Below are 19,730 nucleotides of genomic sequence, written 5' to 3'. Positions count from 1 at the left end.
GCTGTCGGCCGGTCCGGGGGTCCACATGACGTCGGCCTCCAGAACCCCAACCGGGTCCTGGAGGCCGACGTCTTCGTTCGGGCCGGGTCAGACGGGCCGGATCACCCGAAGACCAACTTGTCGTTCCAGCCGGACCCGATGACCGTCTTCACCGGTCCGTTTGTGTTGGTCGTGGACGGGTTGTAGACGGCCATGTGGCCGTCCGACCGGAACCGGGCCCAGATGTCCGGGATGCCGTCGCTGTTGATGTCCGGGATGCCGATCGCCGCGTCGACGTTGGCCTCGGTCCAGCTGGTGCCGAACGCGACGTCGCCGTTGAGCGAGTTGGCCGCCAGCATCAGGGAGTTGAGGTCGACGCTGCCGGCGACGGAGCCGGGCTTGCCGTGCCGGACGTACATGTTGCCGTTGTCCAGGTTGCGCCAGAGCAGGTCGGGCGTGCCGTCCTTGTTCATGTCGGCCAGGTTGACGATGTCGCGGCGGCCCCAGGCGTCGGGGTTCATCAAGGTCGCGGTCCTGAAGGTGGCGCCGCTGTAGCCGGAGAGCACCCAGAAGCCGACGTCGGTGCGCAGGACCAGATCGGGCAGCTTGTCGCCGGTGATGTCGCCGATGGCCTTGAGCTGGGTCCAGGTGGACGGCGCGGGCGCGTTCGACGGGAGGCGGATCCTCAGCCGCTGGCCGACGTCGAACGAGCCGTAACCGTCGCCCGGGTAGAGCCAGAACCCGCCGTCCGGGTCGACGGCGAAGAGGTCCGTGGTGCCGTCGCCCGGGTAGGCGTCCTGGTAGTGCGCGATCAGCGCGGCCTTGCCGGTCGTGGCGTTGTACCAGTGACCGGGCGGGGTCAGCGCGGCCTTGCCGTCGGGGCCCAGGCTGTACGAGGACGTCAGCTGGCCGTACAGCTCGCCGCCCGGCTGGCCCGGATACGTGCGCAGGACGCCGGTGTTGTCGATGAGGAGCAGGTCGGGGGTGCCGTCGCCGCCGGTGTCACCCGGGGCGTCGGCGTTGTCCCTCGGCGGGACGTAGGTCGTGTAGTCCGTCCGCGCGCTGGCGTTGCCGAGGCTGTCGTAGGCGTAGACCTGGAGTGTGTTGGGGCCGGCGTTCAGCGGCCGCAGGTCGGGGACGGTGGCCAGCCCGTTGGCGTCCGCGTTGACGGAGACCGCGCCGACCCCGCCCCACGCGTAGGTGAACCTCGCGGCCCCCGGCGATTCGAAGGTGATCGGTCCGGTCAGGCCGAACTTCACCGTCGCCCACGTGGCGCCGTCCGAAGTGGCCTTGAGGTACACATCGCTGGTGACGACGGGCTGGGACGGTCCGCTCGGGTCCACCGTGATGCGGCAGGGCTCGGTGCCCGGCGGGTAGTTGGTGGACGTCGCGCCCGCCGAGTCCTTGCCCATGGCGTCCCAGGAGAAGGTGGTGTTGGTGGTGATGTCCTTCAGCAGCGGATCGCTGGACGGAATGGTGTACGTGGCGGTTCCGCCGGACCCGCCGATCGGGATCTCGACGCCGGCCGGGACCGTGCCGCCGGTCTTCCAGAACCGGAAGCGGACCTTGCTCATGTTGTTGTCGGGGTCCTTGGCGGTCACCGACAGGGTGATGTTGGTCTTGCCGACCGTCACTCCCGCGCCGGGGCCGGGCGTGCAGGGGCCGCCGGGCTTGGAGGAACCGCTGGTGGGCTCGGACGGGTTGCGGTTGTAGACGGCCTCGATGGTCGCGGAGGTCGCCTTGAACTTGCGCCAGGTCTGGGTGTCCGACTCGCTCGTGGCCCGCATGCCCAGGGTGACGGTCGAATCGCCCCTGTCGGTGGCGTACTGGGCGGCGTCCTTGACGTTGAAGGCCTCGTAGTCGTCCGGGCAGGAGCTCGACGACCAGCCGTGCGCGAAGGACTTGCGCTGGATCTCGTCGGACCAGCTCGGTTGCGCGTTCCACGTCGTGCCGGACGAGATCGCGCCGGTGCGCCACAACTGGAACTCGCGGCTCGTGCAGGACCAGGAGTGGTTGTTGAGCACCTTGAAGCTCGCGCTGGTGATCTCCGCGCCCTTGATGGACTTGTTCCAGTCCATGCGCCAGAAGGAGCGGGCGGTGCCGCCGGTGTCGGACTCGTGGCCCACGCGGGCGTCGGAGGTACCGGAGGAGAAGTTGGTGCCGTTGAAGAAGCTGGTGCTCGGGTACGGCTTGTAGGCCACCGTCCACGCGTCCCAGCCGGGGTTCAGCGGCGGGTCGACGAACAGCGGGTACGTGACGTCCTCGCGCGCCGCGAGGCCGGTGGCGGCGAAGCCGAGGCCGAGCCGGGCGGCGTGGGTGTTCTCGCCGTCCAGGGCGATCGGCAGCGGGGCGGACCGCGCGCCGGGCTCGATGCCGGTGAGGCCCGACAGCTTCAGCACGTCGGCCGGGGTGGCGACGGACGTACGGTTCGCTGTGCCCTCGGGCAGTTCGGGGTCACGGCCGCTGGAGTCCCACGCGAACGGCGTCGGGATCGAGCCGACCTCGTTGCCGGTCTCGTCCAGGACCCGGACCCGGTCGGCCTTGCGGTCCTGCCGGAAGACGGCCGTGGCGGAGCGCAGGCCGTACGAGACGGTCCTGAGCGCTTCCTGCCGCGCGGCCTCGGCGGTCTTGACGATCAGGACCTGCGCCATGCCGCCCTCTTCGCGGGCGACGAGCAGCAGGTCGACGCCCGGGAGGACCTCGGAGTACAGGGCGCGCGGCCCGTCGAGGACCGGAGCGGGCAGCGCGCCCGGCCAGGTGTACGCGACGGTGTGGCCGTCGAGTTCGACCTCGGCGAGCACGGTCTCACCCGGAGTCCCGGTACGGGCGAGCGAGCGGTCGGCGCGCGCCTTTCGGACGGTGCCGCTCGCGAAGCGGACGGGAACGGCCGGGTTCGCGGGTGCGATGCCAAGGCCCTTGGGGGCCGCGGCCGTTCGCTTCAGGGTGTTGTCGATCGGGGCCCATTCGCCATGGGCGTTCTTCGCCCGGGTCGGGGTGGCCGTGATCCGGGTCTTGAAGGAGCCGTTGGGCAGCGCCCAGGTCGAAGTGGTGGCGCTGGTCGCCGTGTCGACCCGTACCTGCTTGTGCGTGCGCAGGGCCTGGGCCATCGCGGTGGCCTCGTCGCGCGGACCGGTGGAGGCGGGGGTGGCGTGGGTGGTGCCGCGGCCGGCGGTGGTCGGGGAAGGGGCGTCCGGCTGCCACCACGGCAGCAGGGCGGCGGTCAGGGCGGCCAGCACGAGGCCGAGGGTCAGGGACAGCCGTGTGCGCGTGCGCACGAATGGGCTGAGAAAGCGAGGCGGCGCGGTCACGGCGGTCTACTCCCGTGGGAACCAAGCGGATTGAGGACAGCACAGACAGCCCCGGTCGGCAGGCCGCGGGGCAGAAGGCGGGCACACGATCACACACGTGAAGCATTGACGTCCATGCGTGAAGGTTTTATGAATCCGTTACACGAATGAGGGCTCTGCTTGACCAGTTGTTAACTGAGTCCGATTCAGGGCTTTTCCGTGGTCGCATTGGTGGTGATCACTGGAATTCCCCCATCCTTCTGATTAGCCGTCAGTGGGGGGTTCTGATCCGTTTTGCCCCGTGTCGCAGATCACCTTCGCGGGCTTCTGGCACACCTAATCGATCTTGCGTACGCGGCGGACATGACAGAGGGTGCACACGCACACGCCTGAGCCAGGGGTGTGCCTTTTGGTGTTTCCGCACCTCGTCCGTTGTTTGAATCGCCAGGGTGGGAGTCGACGCGTATGCGTGCTTCAGGTCGGCTGTCATGGCTGGGGCGGGGACGCCTAGCCATGACGGAGCAACAACGACGGCGCCGGCGGCGAAGCCGCACGGCGATCGTCCTTCTGCTGTCCTCGACACTGACCGTGACCAGCCTGGGCGGGCAGGCGCTGGCCATTCCCGGCGCCGGCATGAGCCGCGAGGAGTCGGTCGCCAAGGTCGACCTCCCGGACCTGCCGAAGGCCACCGAGGTCGAGGGCGACGAGGCCGCCGACAAGACCCTGACCCTGGCCCCGGAGAACCCCGTCGCCCCGTACACCCCCACCGCCACCGCGACGTGGACCTCCGGCACCGGTGAGGCCACGCTCGACGCGACCAGCGCGCCCGGCACCACCAAGCCGGTCAGCAACAACCTGCCGGTCGCCATCGGCGTCCCCGAGGGCGGTGACGCCGCCGCCCTCGCCGGCGACTGGACCGTGGGCGTGGCCCCGCAGACGACCTCGCAGGACGCGGGCGTCTCCGGCATCGTCATGAAGGTCACCCCGCCGGCCACGGTCGACCCGGCCGCCGAAGTGGCGATCAGCATCGACACCACGGGTTTCGCCGACCTCTACGGACCGCAGGCGGCCGACCGCTTCGGTCTGATGCTGCTGCCCGAATGCGTCTACTCCTCCCCGACCGAGGGCGACTGCGCCGACGGTGGTGCCGGGGGCATGAGCACGATGTCCCTCTCCGACGGGGACAAGGACGTCAAGAACGGCAAGAAGGACTTCCAGCGGCTGCGCAGCACGGTGAGGACCGTGGCCGCCAAGGACGCGCCGACCCACACCAAGACGGCCAAGAACGCCAGGACCCGCAAGATCCTCAGCGGCAGCATCCCGGTCTCCAGCCTCGTCGGCGAGGGCTTCGTTCCCTCCCGGGCGACCAACGCCTCCTACCGGGACGGCGTCCAGCCCGCGGTCTCCGCGAACGGCGGCGCCGCCATCGGCGGCCTCGACACCGGCTCGTCGGTGTCCGGCGACTTCACGGCCTCGCCGCTGCTGTCCTCCGGCTCCTGGTCGTCGGGCTCCTCCTCGGGCGCCTTCACCTACTCGTACGACATCCAGGTCCCGGAGACCGCCGGCGGCCTGATGCCGAAGGTCAACCTGGCGTACTCCTCGCAGTCCGTCGACGGCCGCACGTCCTCGTCGAACAACCAGGCCTCCTGGATCGGCGACGGCTGGGACTACAACGCGGGTTCCATCACCCGGACGTACACCAACTGCCGCCAGGACTCCAAGAAGGCCGGCTCCAACAACTCCACCCACCGCACCGCGGACCTGTGCTGGGGCTCGGAGAACGCCACCCTCTCCCTCGGCGGCATGACCACCGAGCTGGTCTGGGACGCGGCCAAGGGCACGTGGTTCACGGCCAACGGCGACGGCTCCACCGTCCAGCTGATCAAGGGCGAGGCCACCGGCAACGGCGCCAAGGACGGTGAGTACTGGGTCGTCACCACCAAGGACGGCACGAAGTACCACTTCGGCAAGAACAAGCTGCCGGGCTGGTCGGACCACGGCAGCGCGGCCGACGACCCGACCACCGACTCGGTGCTCACGGTCCCGGTCTACGGCAACCACTCGGGCGAGGACTGCTACAAGGGCCCCACGACCACCGACTGGACGAACTCCTGGTGCACGCAGGGCTGGCGCTGGGGCCTCGACTACATCGAGGACGTCCACGGCAACGCCATGTCGATGTGGTGGAAGAAGGACGCCCCGAACTACTACGCCCGCAACTTCAACTTCAAGGACCCGGTCCCCTACGACCGCGACGGCTGGCTCGACCACATCTACTACGGCCAGCGCAGCAACACCATCTTCACGGCGGAAGCCCCGGCCCGGGTCGGCTTCACGGTGGCGGAGCGCTGCTACACCGTCGACGACGTCACCTGCTCCGAGGCCAACTTCACCTCCAAGGACCCGCGCAACTACCGGCCCTGGTTCGACACCCCGGCCGACCTGCGCTGTCAGGCCGGAAAGAAGTGCTGGAACGCCGGCCCGTCCTTCTGGACCCGCAAGCGCCTCGACAAGATCACGACCTCGGCCCAGCGGCGCACCGACACCGCCGCCCGCCAGGTCGTCGACGAGTACCAGCTGAAGCAGAGCTTCGCCAAGCTGCTGACCGGCCCGAACACGGCCCTGTGGCTGGAGTCCGTCCAGCGCACCGGCTACGCCCGCAAGGGCTCCACCGACGCGAGCGTGCAGCTCAACTCGGTGCGGTTCGAGCCGAACACCGAGGACATGCCGAACCGCGTCAAGGCGGTCCACCCGTCGCGCCCCGGCTTCTCCCGGCTGCGCATCGGCCGCGTCGTCAACGAGTACGGCGGCGAGACCATCGTCACGTACAAGCCGATCGAGGGTGACTGCCTCACCGGCGACCTTCCCCTGCTCGACCAGCGGCCCGGCGAGGACAGGGCCACGGCGATGGCCCGGCTGCAGGCCCAGCTCAAGGTGAACGACCGGCTCTGCTACCCGTCGTTCTGGAACCCCGACCCCGAGGTCGAGGACATCGACTGGTTCCACAAGTACGTCGTGGACACCGTCGAGGAACTCCCGAACATCGACGGCAACTTCACCACCAGGACGGAGTACCGGTACAAGAACCCGGCCTGGAAGCTCGCCGAGGCCGAGTTCACCAAGAAGTCCCAGCGCACCTACTCGCAGTTCGCGGGCGTCGAGCAGACCACGGTCCTGACGGGTCCGGTCATCGAGGGCACCCCGGACGCCGTCGACCAGCGTTCCAAGTCCGTCACCCGCTTCTTCCGGGGCCTCGGCGACACCGTGTCCGTCAAGGACATCACCGGCGCGGAGATCGCCAAGGACGAGGAGCCGTTCGCCGGCCGGATCGCCGAGGAGATCACGTACACCGACTCCACCAAGGCCGACTCCGACTGGCTGTCCCGCTCGGTCACCAAGCCCGAGGCCACCGAGCTCGCCAGGCGCGACCGGGACGACGGCCTGAGCCCGCTGCGGGCCTGGCGGGTCACGGAGCCCGAGGAGATCGCGTACACCAGGTCGTCCGGCACCAACACCGACGACGCGCGCACCCTGCGCACGGTCAGGACGTCCACGACGTACGACCCGACCTACGGACTGCCGACCCTGGTGGAGTCCCTGGGCGACGCCGACCCCAACAAGACCGGTGACGAGTCCTGCACCAAGCTGGAATACCTGCACCGGACCGACAAGAACCTCATCGGTCTGTCCAAGCAGGTCCTGGTCTCACCGACGACCTGCGCGAACGCCGACTGGTCGGACTTGTCGACGCTCAGCGGCGGCCAGCGCACCGCGTACGACGGCACGTCGTACGGCACGGCGCTCGGTTCCTCGACCCGAGGCCTGGCCAGCGAGTCGTGGACGCTCAACGGCGCCGGCACCGGATTCCAGACCACCGGCACCACGGAGTTCGACGCCGTCGGACGCGTGGTCAAGGAGACTCCGGCGGATCAGCTGACCCAGCCGACCCCGAAGTCCGCCACGATCACCTACGACTCCATAGGACCGGCCACGGGCCAGGTCTTCAAGGTCACCACGACCAACGTCCTCGGGCACAGCCAGATCCAGGAGCTGGAGCCGGGCCGCTCGGTCACCGTCAGGACGACCGACGCCAACAACCTGGTCAGCGAGGCCGTGTACGACCCGCTGGGCCGGCTCGCCGAGGCCTGGGCCCCGGGCCGCACTCCCGGCACCGGCGTGGCGGACTTCCGCGCGGTCTACACGGTTCCGCCGGAGGAGACCGACCCCACCGACCCCAACATCAAGATCCGCAAGCCTCCGTACGTCACCACGTACGCGCGCGGCTACGAGGACCGGATCGAGACGTCCGTCACCCTCTACGACGGTCTCGGCCGTGAGCGGCAGACGCAGGAGGAGGCCGACAACGACGCGGGCTGGCTGATCACCGACACGCTGTACAACAACTCGGGTGAGGTCTACCAGACCAACAATGCCTACCTGACCCAGGAGGCGAAGCCGGGCGAGCTCTTCAGCCCGCTGTCCGACACGACCGTCCCCAACATCACGCGCTACACCTACGACGGCCTCGGCCGCGTGCTGCAGGAGACGCCGTACCTCAAGTGGATCGACCCGAACACCAAGGAGTCCTTCTCCAAGGCGTACGAGGACCGGGCCGTCCGCTACGAGTACGGTGAGGACTGGTCGAAGGTCATCCAGCCGCAGGGCGACTCGACCTACCGCGTCTGGACCGACGCGACCGGTCGCACCGTCCGGACGGACACCTTCAACCCGGCGGCCCCCGGCGGGTTCACGTCGACGCGCTACGCGTACGACGCGCGCGGCCAGGTCATGAAGGCGACCGCCTCGGAGGACCGCACGCACCCGTGGTCGTGGACGTACAACCACAACGGCCAGGTCGAGACGGCGACCGACCCCGACTCGGGCACGACCCGTACGACGTACGACGTCTTCGGCCGACCCCAGACGGCCACGAACGACCGGGGCATCAAGGTCTGGAACGGCTACGACGAGCTGTCCCGTCCCAAGGAGACGAGGGAGAACGACTCCAGCGGCAAGCTGCTGGCCTCGTTCACGTACGACTCCGCCCCGGGCGGCAAGGGCATGCCCGCCACCGCCACCCGTTACACCGACGGTCTCGGGTACACGCAGACGGTCGACGGCTACACCAAGGACTACCAGCCGACCTCGACCACGCTGTCCCTGCCGCAGTCCATCGTCGACACCTGGGGTCTGAAGAAGGACTACAGGTACGACTACACGTACAACGACAACGGCATGCTGGACGAGTCCACTGTTCCGGCGGTGGGCGGTTTCGACGCCGAGAAGCTGGTGGTCCGCTACAACAAGGACGGCAATCCGCTCTCGATCTCCGGCAAGGACTGGTACGGCTCCGAGACCGCCTACGACGCCTACGGCCAGGTGCTCCGCTCCACGCTCGGTGCCCAGCCGTACCGCGTGTGGACGCAGAACGCCTACGACGAGGGCGGCGGCGAGCTCACCGAGCAGTCGGTCTACCGCGAGAAGGGCGACGCCACCGCCGACAAGACCGTCGTCGGCGGCACCCTGGTGTCCGACCGGGCGTACACCTACGACCCGGCCGGCAACGTCACCTCGATCCAGGAGAAGTCCGACGGGATCGCGGAGCGCCAGTGCTTCGTCTACGACCCGATGGGCCAGTTGAAGTCGGCCTGGACCGCCAAGGACCAGACGACCTGCGTCAACCCGAGGAACCCGGACGGCTCGCTCAACAAGAACGCGGACGGCACGCTGCGGGTCGCCGCGGGCGCGGACGCCTCCGGCTACTGGCAGGAGTACGAGTACGACCTGCTCGGCAACCGCACCAAGCTGACCGAGAACGACCTCTCCGGCGACACCACCAAGAACGCGGTCTCCACGTACGCGTACGGCAAGAACGCCGCCAAGGACCAGCCGCACACGCTGACCAAGGTGTCGAAGACGTACAAGACCCCGGCGGGTGCGCAGGTCACGGCCGAGGCCACGCGTCTGTACGAGCTGACCGGTGAGACCAAGACCGTCACCTCGATCCAGAACGGCGACAAGCAGGACCTGACCTGGACCTGGGACGGCCAGGTCGACCGGATCACCGGCCAGGGCAGCGGCGGCAAGACCCCGTACGTGGGCCTGGGGCAGAAGTGCCTCGACCTCAAGGGCGGGGTTCCGTCGGCCAACCAGGTGATCCAGCTCTACTCGTGCAACCTGTCGGGCGCACAGAACTTCAGGTTCACGCCCACGCCGGGGCAGACCGACTCCAACCGGGGCACGCTCTCGACGCACGACACCTGGTGCCTCCAGCCCACCGCGGAGTCGGTCGGGTCGGCGGTCCAGATCCGCAAGTGCGACGGCTCCGGCGCGCAAGAGCTGATGCGCAACGCCGTCGGGCAGCTCATGCTGGCCAACAAGCCCACCTTGTGCCTCGCGGTCCAGGGTGCCGTCAACGCCAATTCGACCCCGGTCGTGCTGGCGACCTGTGACGGTTCCTCGGCGGCGCAGCAGTGGGAGCCGCAGAACGACACCCGTCACATCTACGGCCCCGACGGCAGCCGCCTGCTGACCATCGCGGGCAAGCAGGCCACGCTGCAATTGGGCGAGGCCGAGGTCACCGTCCAGAAGGGCGGTGTCCTGGTCAAGACCCTGCGCACCTACGCCGCCCCCGGTGGTTCCGTCGCGCGCTACGCCTACGGCAATGGCGCGGACGTCCTGGTCGCCCAGACCACGGACCACCAGGGCAGCGCGTACACCGAGGTCGGTCTCTACGGCTCCATGCCGGTGCGCGTCCGCAAGCAGGACCCGTTCGGCAACGAGCGGGGCACCGCCAATGTGGGCCGGCAGAGCCACGAGGGCTTCCTGGGCCAGACCCGGGACGACTCCTCCGGCTACCAGCCGCTCGGCGTCCGTCTCTACGATCCGGTGGTCGGACGCTTCCTGTCCGTCGACCCGGTGCTGGACCTGAACGACCCGCTGCAGTCCAACGGGTACGCCTACGCGCAGAACAACCCGGTCACGTACTCCGACCCGACCGGTGAGTCGATCGTCCTGACCGCTTCGGAGCAGGCCGCGGCCCTTGCCGGCGCGGGTCTGTCCGCGGCGCAGGTCGCGCAGGCGCAGTCGATGCAGGGCAAGTCCCTCACCGCCGTCATCCTCGCGGTCGCGTGGGAGACGCTGAAGGACTTCATCGGCATCAACGACGCCATAGCCTGCTTCGGCGGCGACATGTGGTCCTGCGTCAGCATCGCCGTCGACGCCATCCCGTGGTCCAAGCTCGGGAAGATCCCGGCCGTGATCAAGGCGGTCAACCGCACCATCGAGGCCATCAAGGCGTTCAAGGTCGCCAAGCGGGCGGCCGAGATGGTGCTCAAGGCGGCAAAGGCTGCTGAGTCAGCCGCGCTACGGGCCAAAAAGCTGGCCATCGAGAGAGCAAAGAAGGAAGCCGCACAAAGGGCCAGGAAGAAGGCGGCCGAGGCCGCCAAGAGAAGAGCAGACGTAGCGGCGGCCGCGAAGCGGAAGACGGGTAACCCCGTCCAGAAGCAGTCCCAGGCCAAGGCAGCACCGAAGTCCTCGTCGCACCCGAGTGCGGGCAAGGGCGGTGGCGCTGGCAAATCCGGTGGCGGCGGAGGCGGCGGCAAGTCCGGCGGTTCCTCCCGCAGCCACGGCGGAAGCAGCGGCGGCGGCGGCTCCGGCAAGGCCGAGGGCGGCGGCGGTGGTGGTGGCTGCAACAGTTTCGTGCCGGGCACGAAGGTCCTGTTGGCCGACGGTTCCGCCAAGCCGATCGAGAAGGTGAGGACCGGCGACAAGGTCGTGGCGACCGACCCGAAGACGGGCGAGACCCGTATCGAGACGGTCACCGCCAAGATCAAGGGCCAGGGCCTCAAGCACCTGGTCAAGGTCACGATCGACGTCGACGGCAAGGCTGGTTCGAGGACGGCCCAGGTCACCGCGACCGACGGCCACCCCTTCTGGGTCCCTGAGTTGCGCGCGTGGCTGAAGGCGACCGATCTGCGCCCCGGCCAGTGGCTGCAGACGAGCACGGGTACCTACGTCCAGATCGCGTCGATCCGGCGCTGGACAGTGCAGGGCGCCACCGTCCACAACCTGACGGTCTCCGACGTCCACACGTACTACGCGCTGGCCGGTGTCACTGCGGTATTGGTTCACAACATCAGTCCGGAGCAGTGTCAGCTCGGCGTGCAGGAAATGGATCACGTGACGTCGGGAGTCCTCGACATCCAGGTGGATGTCGTCCCGTTCGCGAGCGGTGGTCGCGGTTCGGGCGGATTCGTTGACGATATGGGCGCTCGGGTGCCCGGCATGACGTCGTCGAATTATCATCACGTCGAGATGCAGGCCGCCGCCTATATGCGCCGCAATGAGGTCGGACGTGGAGTGCTTTATATAAACCACCCCGACGGTATCTGTCAATTCTGCGACGGATCGGCGTACACGCGTCCTGGTGGCCCTAGTGTCGACCCCATCGAGGATGCGCTTCCAAGCGGTGCACAAATGTGGGTCTACGACCAGGCCGGAAAATTCCTCGGTAAATTCACGGGGAATTCCCGCTAGTCACGACCGGAGTGTTTCGGCAGGGTGTGACAGGCGCCCTGCCGAAACACTTTTCAGTGGAATGTGCATCGGTACGACGATTGTGAACATGTCGGCCGGGCCGGCCCATGGCGTATACTCGGGCGTTGTGGATGAACTTCTTTCAATTGATTCGGACAGCGTCGGACGTTTCCTCCGGCGTTGGTACGGCACTGTGGGGAGCGTGAGCGAAGTTCACCTCGACGCCGGCCCTCACGTGCCTGCCGAACTGGTTGAGTGGCATACGGCGGCAACGCTTGCCTGTGGCCTTGTGGCGTTCCAGGACCGGCCTGTTGCGATTACGGACCTTGCGCCGGACTCCTGCGGCATGCTCGAATTCTGGGTCGAGAATCAGAACGGTTATTTCTGGGCCGTCGACCTCGATGATGACAGGCTCCAGGTCTTCTCCAGGGAGGCAGGAGAGGACAGCTGGACGGGGACGGGGGAGGCTCTCGGTGATTTCCTTCTGCATTGCACCGTGCGGGAAGCCGTCATCGGAGGCGCGTCCAAGTTCACCGTTTTTGTCGATGCTTCAGAAATCAACGAGGCTCTGGAGTCTTTCGAGCCGCTGAAGTTCGTGGCGCTCGGGAGTGAAGAGCCTCAGGTCAAGCTGTGGTGCAGCGAGGACGCACTCGTCCGCATGGCGCCTCCGCCGGCGGGATATGCGAGCCCCGGCGAGCAGCTGTGGATGCTGACCTTTGCGGCTCCGTCCGATTCACGTATCGAGCGGTACGCGTCGCGGTTCGGCCTGGAGGGCTTGACCGATGCCGAATCTGCTCGCGTGGAGCCTCCGTACGAGCCGCCGCCGTTCTAGATGCACCAGGCCAACTGCGGACCGCAGTTGGCCTGGTGCAGGAGAACGACCGTCGACCGTATGGGAGTGCGCGGGCTCCATGGGGGTCTCGTTTCGGTTGGCCATGCCCGACCCGGTCCGCTCGGTTGCGTTACCATCCGGACCTCATCCCGAACGGCGACGTCGGCCTTCACGATCACCGAAGCCGTGTCTTGAAGGCCGACGTCACGCCCCGCGGACCGCCCAGCGGCATCCGATCTTCCGCACGGGGGCGTCGCGTTTGTGGCGGCGGAGGTCAGGTGGCCGTCGTGTGGTCCGCCTTGGCGGCCGCCGCCTGGCGGTACAGCTCCTTCTCGCGGGCCCGCCGTTCCGTCACGTCCCGGATGACCGCCCCGACCCAACCCGGTTGCCCGTCCGCGTCGTTCAGCAGCACCACGCTGAACTCGATCGACAGCTTCCGGCCGCCCGCGCCCACCGCGGGGACGGAGAGCAGGTCGTCGTCCCCGTACTTGGTGGTCCCCGTGGTCATGGACTTCTGGAAGCCGTCCCAGTGTCGCTGCTGGTGCCGTTCTGGGATGATCACGTCGAGGCTGCGGCCGGCGACCTCGGCTGCCGGGAACCCGAAGATCCGTTCCGCCCCGTGGTTCCAGTAGCGGATGAGTCCTTCGCTGTCGATGATCACGACGCCGTCGGGTGCCTGGGCCGTCATGCTCAGCACCACCTCGGGATCCAGATGCTCCATGTCCCCTCCAGGCTCGGGCCGTTGAGCGTGTCGTATACAGCATACTGTCGCCCCTGACTCCCGGGCCGGGAAATCACGTGACGCGAAGCGCCCGAGCGCCGAGAATCCAGGCGTGGCCACCATGAACGCCGACACGAGCAGCCGCGACCCGTCCCCCCGGTCCTCCCTGACCGCTCTGACCGGACGGGCCTTCGGCGCGATCCCGCCGACGGCACTGGTGCTGCTCGGCATCGTCAGCGTCCAGTTGGGCTCGGCACTGGCCAAGCACCTGTTCAGCGCCGTGGGCAGCTTCGGGACCGTCGCGTTGCGCCTGTTGTTCGCGGCGGCCGTGCTGATGCTCTTCTGGCGGCCGTCGCTGCGCATGAAGCGCCGCGCGTGGGCGGTGGTGCTCGCCTACGGCGTGATCCTCGGCTCGATGAACCTGTGCTTCTATCTGTCGCTGGCCCGCATCCCGCTGGGGATCGCGGTGACCGTCGAGTTCCTCGGCCCGCTGGCCGTGGCCCTGGCCGGGTCGAGACGATGGCTGGACGCCCTCTGGGTCGCGCTCGCGGCAGGCGGTGTGCTCCTGCTGACGGAGGGACACGGCGACCTCGACCCCGTCGGCCTGCTGTTCGCCCTCGCCGCGGGCACGTGCTGGGGCCTGTACATCCTGGTCGGCGCGGCACTGGGCCGCCACACCACGGAAGGCAACGGCCTGGCCCTGGGCATGGCCGTCGCGGCCCTGGTGGCTGTGCCGTTCGGCGTCGCCGACAGCGGAACGGCGCTGATCCAGCCGTGGGTCCTGCTCGCGGGGCTCGGCGTGGCACTGCTGTCCTCGGTGGTCCCGTACACGCTGGACCTGGAGGCACTGCGCAGGATCCCCCCACGCGTGTTCGGCATCCTGATGAGCCTCGAACCGGCGATGGCGGCCGTCATCGGTCTCGTTGTGCTCCAGGAGTTGTTGCGCTGGACGCAGTGGATCGCGGTGCTGTGCGTGGTCGCCGCGTCAGCGGGCGCGACCCGGGGCGCCCGCACGGACGCCTGACGGGACGTCGAGTTGCTCCCGTTGTCATCGTGCGCACGCTGCTCACTGCGCGTTCAGCGCCGCGGGGACGTTGACCTGGAAGTGGATGAATTCGTACATGCTGTAGTCGCTGTACTCCTTCATCTCGAGTGCTTCGCGGACCTGGTCGGCCGACAGTCCCTTGCCCTGGGCGTCCCGCGCAAGGCCGGTCAGCTCCTCGAGGTAGGCGATCGAGTGCAGGATGTCCGCACGGCGCATGGGCCGCCCGTGGCCCGGCACGATCAGGGTGTCGTCGTCGAGGATGTCGTAGAGGCGCCGGTAGGTGACGAGTGCCTCGTCGGCTCGCCCCTCCAGCAGCCAGGGGAATGCCGGGGGCGGGGCCTGCAGTACGTTCCCGACGAAGACGATGTTGTCCTCGCGCATGCGGACGATCAGGTCGCCGTCGGTCTGGGCGAAGCCGATGTGCTCGATGTCCACATGCCTTCCTCCCAGATCCAGGGAGCACGGCCCGGACACCGCGATGTCCGCCGAGCGGGACACGACCTCCTCGATGCCGACGTTCGCACCGAGCAGGTCGATCATGAAGGCGCGGTCCTGCTCGAAGCGCTCGTCGATCACACGCTTGGTCGCCTCATGGTGAATGATCACCGTCTGTGACGGGAAGGCGAAATTCCCGAAGCAATGATCACCGTGGAAACTGGTGTTGACCAGGAATCGAATGGGCAGCGAGGTCACGGTGCGCACCGCGCCGATGACCTGGGACGCCAAACGGCCGTTGCTCAGCGATTCGACCACCAGCACTCCCGAATCGCCGACGACGAACCCCGCGTTGGTCGCGGTGTGGTCGGTCTCCTCGACATCCGCTGCCATGACCGCGTACACGCCGTCGGCGAGTTCGCGCGAGTGCATACGGACTTCGGCGATGTCGAAGGGCCTGTTCTTCTGCTGCATCGTTCTTTTCTCTTCTGGAAGGCTGGTCGGCTGGTCGGTGTCCTCCGGCGTCCGCGGCTTGAGGGATGACGTCGCTTTGTGCTGTGGCCCTGTCCTATTTGTCTCATGAGTGGGCGGCGGTTGCATCCTGCCCCGACGCGTTTTTCCGTCGCCTTCACGTGAGGGGCCGTCGAGACATGCGACTCGGGCCTGACCGCACACAGGGACCGGCCAGGTGCCTGCCGCGGGCGGGGCCGCACCGGTCAGCGGAGGACCTTGTCGAAGACCTCGTTGAGGGCCTCGGTCGAGCTCGGGTGGGTGTAGATCGAGTCGCGGAGCTGCGTGGCCGTGATGTCGTGCCGCATGGCCAGCGCGACGGTGTTGACGATCTCCTGCGCGTCGATGCTGAGCAGGGCGGCCCCGAGGATGAGGTCGGTGTCCGAGTCCACGATGAACTTCATGACGCCACGGGTCTCCTCGACCGTGTAGGCGCGGGGCATGGCCACGATGTCCGCGACCTTCTCCCGCGAGACCCTGATGTTCCGCCCCTGTGCACGCGCCTGGCTCTCGGTCAGTCCCACCGTGGCGAGCGGCGGTGTGATGAACAGGGTGTGGGGCACAGCCCTGCGGTCGCTCCTGGTGCGTTTGCCCTCACCGAGGAGCTGGTCCAGGACGATGCGCGCGTCGTCCAGGGAGATGTAGGTGAACTGCTCGCCACCGTTGACGTCCCCAAGTGCGAAAATGTGCGGTTGGCTGCTGCGCAGGTGGTCGTCCACCACGATCGCACCGTTCGGCGCGGTCCGGACGCCGGCGGCGTCGAGCCGGAGGCCGTCCGTGACGGGACGGCGCCCCGTGGCGGGCAGCAGCGCGGACGCCTCGACGGTGTGGGTCCGCCCGTCCTTCTCGTAGACGACGGTGGAGGCGGCGCCGCTGTCACGCACCTCCGTGACCCTCGCGCCGGTGACGACGCGGATGCCATCGCCGGTGAGGATCTCGCCGACGGACCCGGCGATGTCCTCGTCCTCCCGGGGCAGGAGCCGGTCGGCCGCTTCGAGGACCGTCACCTCGGTGCCGAAGCGCCGGTAGATCCCCGCGAACTCCAGGCCGAGGTAGCCGCCTCCGAGGACGACGAGACGCTCGGGCAGGTTCTGCGTGCGGGTGAGCTCCGCGCTGGAGACCAGATGCGAGCTGCTCGCGAGCCCGGGAATCGGGGGGATCACCGGCTCCGACCCGGTGTTGACCAGGATGGTGGGGGCGGTGACGGTGATGAGGTCCGGTTCCTCCCCGACAGCGACGGTGTACGGATCGACGAACCGGGCCGTGCCCGTGATGACCGTCGCGGTGTTCCTGCCGTTCAGCGCCTCGAAGTTACCGGCGCGGAAGGCACTGGTCAGCGCGCGGACGCCGGCGATCGACTGGGCGAAGAACTCCTGCGCGTCGTCCTCGAGGCGCTTGGTGCCGGAGTAGTGGACGAGCATCTTGGTCGGTACGCAGCCGACGTTCGGGCAGGTTCCGCCGTACATGTTCGCGGACCGCTCGATCAGGATCACACGGCGGCCGGCCTCGGCGAGCACGTGAGCGGCGGTCTTGCCGCCTTTGCCGAAGCCGATGACCAGGACATCCGCGGTGAGTGCTGTGGTGATCTCCATGCGTCGAGTCTGCGGCGCGCCCACGGGGACAAATAGACTCGAGCGTCTCACTGTCCTGCCCGAAAGTCTCACCGTGGACTCAGTCAGCCGACTGCTGCGCCTGGCCCGGCTCCGGGCCGACCTCGACAAGCACTGCCTGCTCGGGGCCGGCACCAGGATGGAGGTGCCGGCTCACGGCGAACTCGAGGCGCCCTTCCACGTGCTGCTGGAAGGCACATGCCGGCTCCAGGTGGGCACGGTTCTGCTCGACCTGCGCCCCGGGGACGTGGTGATGATTCCGAGCGGCGCCCCGCACCGGGTGATCACCGACGGCCAAGGCGGCGAAGGCGGCGAGGTGGGGACGGCGGAGACGGCCGGCGACGTGTTCGTGACCACGCGCAGCGAGCACGGTGCGGAGCCGGTCATCGACCTGTTCTGCGGGCACTACACGTTCGACGCCGGTACGGGCTCACTGCTGTTCGCGAGCCTGCCCGACCCGGTGCACGTCTCGTTCGGGCAGTCGGCCGAGAGCGACGAGGTGCTGCGCATGCTGAGCGCCCTGATGCGCGGTGAGGCGCGCCGTGAGGGCGAGGGCACCGCGGCGATCCTCTCCGCCCTGTGCACCGTGCTGCTGGCGATGGTGCTGCGCACCGCCCGGGGCGACACCACACGGAGCACCCTGTGGACGGCGGCGGCCGACGGCCGCATCGCGTCGGCCGTCGCAGGCATGCTCGACGACCCCGGAGCCGACTGGACGATCGAACGGCTCAGCCGTACGGCCGGTATGTCCCGCGCCACCTTCCTGCGCCACTTCACCCGGGACACGGGGACGACCGTGGGCGCCTTCCTCACCCGGGCGCGGCTGATGGCGGCGGCGGAACTGCTCACCGCCACCGACGCCACCGTCGCGAGCGTCGCCGGGCAGGTCGGGTACTACTCCGAGTCCGCGTTCTCACGGGCCTTCCGGGCCCACCTCGGCACGACACCCGCCCGCTTCCGGCGTGAGCATTCGCTGCGCGGGGTATGACGGGTCCCATCTTCCGTCCCGGCTCGGACATCTTCGAGACCGTGGAGTACTCGTTCGTCGTGCTGGCCGAGCGCTTCGGGGAACCCGCGTTCCTGAACAAGCTCATGGCCGTCTGTCTCCCTGACCGACGCGCACGTCCCGGGCGAGCCCAAGCCGGTACGTCTCCGGTTCCCGGGAGGGGCACGGGACTTCGTCGCCTTCCTCGACGCGCCGGCGCGCGTGCCCGTTCACCCGGACGTCTTCGACTTCGAGCGGGAGGAGCGGATGCAGGGGAGGGCGGAGGTCGCCCTGCGGTGGTGCACCCCAGGCTCAGGGGCCGGGAGAGGGAGGGACACGAACTGGTACAACGGTCAGCGATGGGCATCCGCGAGCGCGACCGCAAGGTGCACCGGCCGCTGTGGCGGGCCGGCCTCGAAGTGATCCCGGACGCCGTGCCGGACGGCACGATGCCGTTCGTCGTCGGCTACGGTGCCGAGGACGTGAGCGGTGCCTTCTCCCACCGGTACGGCACCCCGCGGCTCGTGGAGCGTCTCAACCGGGACTGGTACGACCTTGCCGTCTCCTCGGGCCTTCTCGACCGCCAGCGCGAGTTCCTCGTCCAGCTCCCTCAGGGCGCCCGGACGCACCAGGCCGTCTTGTGGGACCTGCACAGCCACGACCTAGTCCCGCCTGCCGTCTGGGCCCGGGTCCGGCTCCTGGAGCGCTGGGACATCATGGGGCGGGGCGCGGCATCGGCGTTCCTCGGCGTGCGAGCGGGTCACCCCGGCTTCGCCATGATGGCGCTCGACAGCAGCGTGTACGTTCAGGCTTCGACGGGCGAGACCGGCATCGACGTGCTGGCGGTGCGCCACCCCGACCACTCGGAGAACATCCTGCGGCACCTGGAGTGGATCACGCTTCACGACAGCCCCCACGCCAACCGCGAGTTCAAGGAGCGCATCGCGGTGTGGCTCGAGCGCCGCCGCCCAGGGCACCCGTCCACCATCGGGGCCGGTGACACGGCCCAGGCGCCGGGTGAGAGGACGTGAGCGAGGTGTTCGACTTCGGGATCGAGGGGTATCGGCCTGAATGGTTGAACGGTCACTCCGCAGTCGCGGCAAGCCGAGGCGAACAACTGCGAGCGCTCATCGGCCGCCCATTGACCCATGTCTGGCTGGTCTGGGAGGTCCCGAACGACGAATGGTTCTCCGACTGCCCGGTCCTGCTCGACTTCTCCGGAGAACAGGTGGAGATCAACCATGCGAAATTCGATGACGTCTCGATCACCTGGAACACGGTGGACCCCCACCAGCCGGTCCTGTGGCCCGACTTCGATCTCCGGTGGCGCCACGACATGCGCCATGAGTTCCAAGCCCTCCAAGGCCAGATCCTCCAGGACGTGGAGCTCCTCGAATGGATCGGGAACGACATGGCCAAGGGCGCTGTTGCCATCAATTTCCGCTTTCCGTACAGCCGACTGACCGTCTTCAATGCTCTCGATGAGAACGGCCTGAGTTTCGGGCCACCGGATTCGCGCTACCGGCGTATCCCACTGCGCTGAGGCGCACGGATCGCAACCGGGCACACGACAGACGCGTGCTGCCGGCGCAGCGGGCGAGGCCGCTGCGCCGGTCTTGTGCTTGCGGCGGTCACCGGTCCTTGGGCGAGATGAAGGAACCGATGAGCCGGCGGACCAGCTCCGCCGCGATCAGGTTGCGTCCTTGGAAGTGGTGTAGCGGGGTGGACCTGATCCGGGGGTTTGCTCCGGCGTACGGGTTGGTGCCCGCATAGACAAACGGCCACCGG

The 19,730-nt window shown here is 68.4% G+C and carries 10 protein-coding genes; 6 read left to right on the top strand and 4 right to left on the bottom strand.

Translation table 11 applies throughout. The annotated features are described in order from the left end of the window. Positions 1 to 101: 101 nt before the first annotated feature. Positions 102 to 3,287, bottom strand: coding sequence for a DNRLRE domain-containing protein (locus ACFYXS_RS37855; RefSeq protein ID WP_389256337.1), 3,186 nt, complete (start codon positions 3,285 to 3,287; stop codon positions 102 to 104). A gap of 492 nt (positions 3,288 to 3,779) precedes the next feature. Here ACFYXS_RS37855 and ACFYXS_RS37850 point away from each other — a divergent pair, with 492 nt between their 5' ends. Together ACFYXS_RS37850 and ACFYXS_RS37845 are read left to right on the top strand one after the other, a co-directional pair. After that, positions 3,780 to 11,804 carry a ricin-type beta-trefoil lectin domain protein gene (locus tag ACFYXS_RS37850; RefSeq protein ID WP_389256336.1) on the top strand — a complete coding sequence of 2,675 codons (8,025 nt, stop codon included), beginning with the start codon at positions 3,780 to 3,782 and terminating at the stop codon, positions 11,802 to 11,804. 127 nt (positions 11,805 to 11,931) lie between these two features. Next, positions 11,932 to 12,636: a hypothetical protein gene (locus ACFYXS_RS37845; RefSeq protein ID WP_389256335.1), complete on the top strand. Its 705-nt coding sequence runs from the start codon at positions 11,932 to 11,934 to the stop codon at positions 12,634 to 12,636. 274 nt (positions 12,637 to 12,910) lie between these two features. On the opposite strand, the gene ACFYXS_RS37840 is transcribed toward ACFYXS_RS37845, so the two are convergent. Next, on the bottom strand, positions 12,911 to 13,357 hold the full coding sequence (locus ACFYXS_RS37840) for a PAS domain S-box protein (RefSeq protein WP_389256334.1): 447 nt from the start codon (positions 13,355 to 13,357) through the stop codon (positions 12,911 to 12,913). A 121-nt stretch (positions 13,358 to 13,478) separates the two neighbouring features. Between ACFYXS_RS37840 and ACFYXS_RS37835 the strand changes: the two genes are divergently transcribed. Next, complete coding sequence (locus ACFYXS_RS37835) at positions 13,479 to 14,381, top strand: DMT family transporter (RefSeq protein ID WP_389256402.1); 903 nt, start codon at positions 13,479 to 13,481, stop codon at positions 14,379 to 14,381. Positions 14,382 to 14,423: 42 nt separating this feature from the next. On the opposite strand, the gene ACFYXS_RS37830 is transcribed toward ACFYXS_RS37835, so the two are convergent. Together ACFYXS_RS37830 and ACFYXS_RS37825 are read right to left on the bottom strand one after the other, a co-directional pair. Next, entirely contained in the window at positions 14,424 to 15,311 is an 888-nt protein-coding gene (locus ACFYXS_RS37830) for an MBL fold metallo-hydrolase (RefSeq protein WP_389256333.1), read from the bottom strand. A gap of 242 nt (positions 15,312 to 15,553) precedes the next feature. Beyond that, positions 15,554 to 16,939, bottom strand: coding sequence for an FAD-dependent oxidoreductase (locus ACFYXS_RS37825; RefSeq protein ID WP_389256332.1), 1,386 nt, complete (start codon positions 16,937 to 16,939; stop codon positions 15,554 to 15,556). A gap of 73 nt (positions 16,940 to 17,012) precedes the next feature. Between ACFYXS_RS37825 and ACFYXS_RS37820 the strand changes: the two genes are divergently transcribed. The 3 genes from ACFYXS_RS37820 to ACFYXS_RS37810 all read left to right on the top strand — a co-directional run bounded on the left by ACFYXS_RS37820 (position 17,013) and on the right by ACFYXS_RS37810 (position 19,485). After that, positions 17,013 to 17,945 carry a cupin domain-containing protein gene (locus ACFYXS_RS37820; protein ID WP_389256331.1) on the top strand — a complete coding sequence of 311 codons (933 nt, stop codon included), beginning with the start codon at positions 17,013 to 17,015 and terminating at the stop codon, positions 17,943 to 17,945. A 356-nt stretch (positions 17,946 to 18,301) separates the two neighbouring features. Next, a complete protein-coding gene (locus tag ACFYXS_RS37815) occupies positions 18,302 to 18,973 on the top strand; it encodes a hypothetical protein (protein ID WP_389256330.1) in 672 nt (223 codons plus the stop codon). Next, positions 18,970 to 19,485, top strand: coding sequence for a hypothetical protein (locus ACFYXS_RS37810; RefSeq protein ID WP_389256329.1), 516 nt, complete (start codon positions 18,970 to 18,972; stop codon positions 19,483 to 19,485). The genes ACFYXS_RS37815 and ACFYXS_RS37810 overlap by 4 nt, the downstream gene beginning before the upstream one ends. Positions 19,486 to 19,730 lie beyond the last annotated feature (245 nt).

Origin of the sequence: Streptomyces sp. NPDC002574 (assembly GCF_042889545.1) — a bacterium.
Taxonomy (GTDB): domain Bacteria; phylum Actinomycetota; class Actinomycetes; order Streptomycetales; family Streptomycetaceae; genus Actinacidiphila.
Note: the sequence above shows the minus strand (reverse complement) of the source record. Positions and strands in the feature narration are given on the sequence as shown.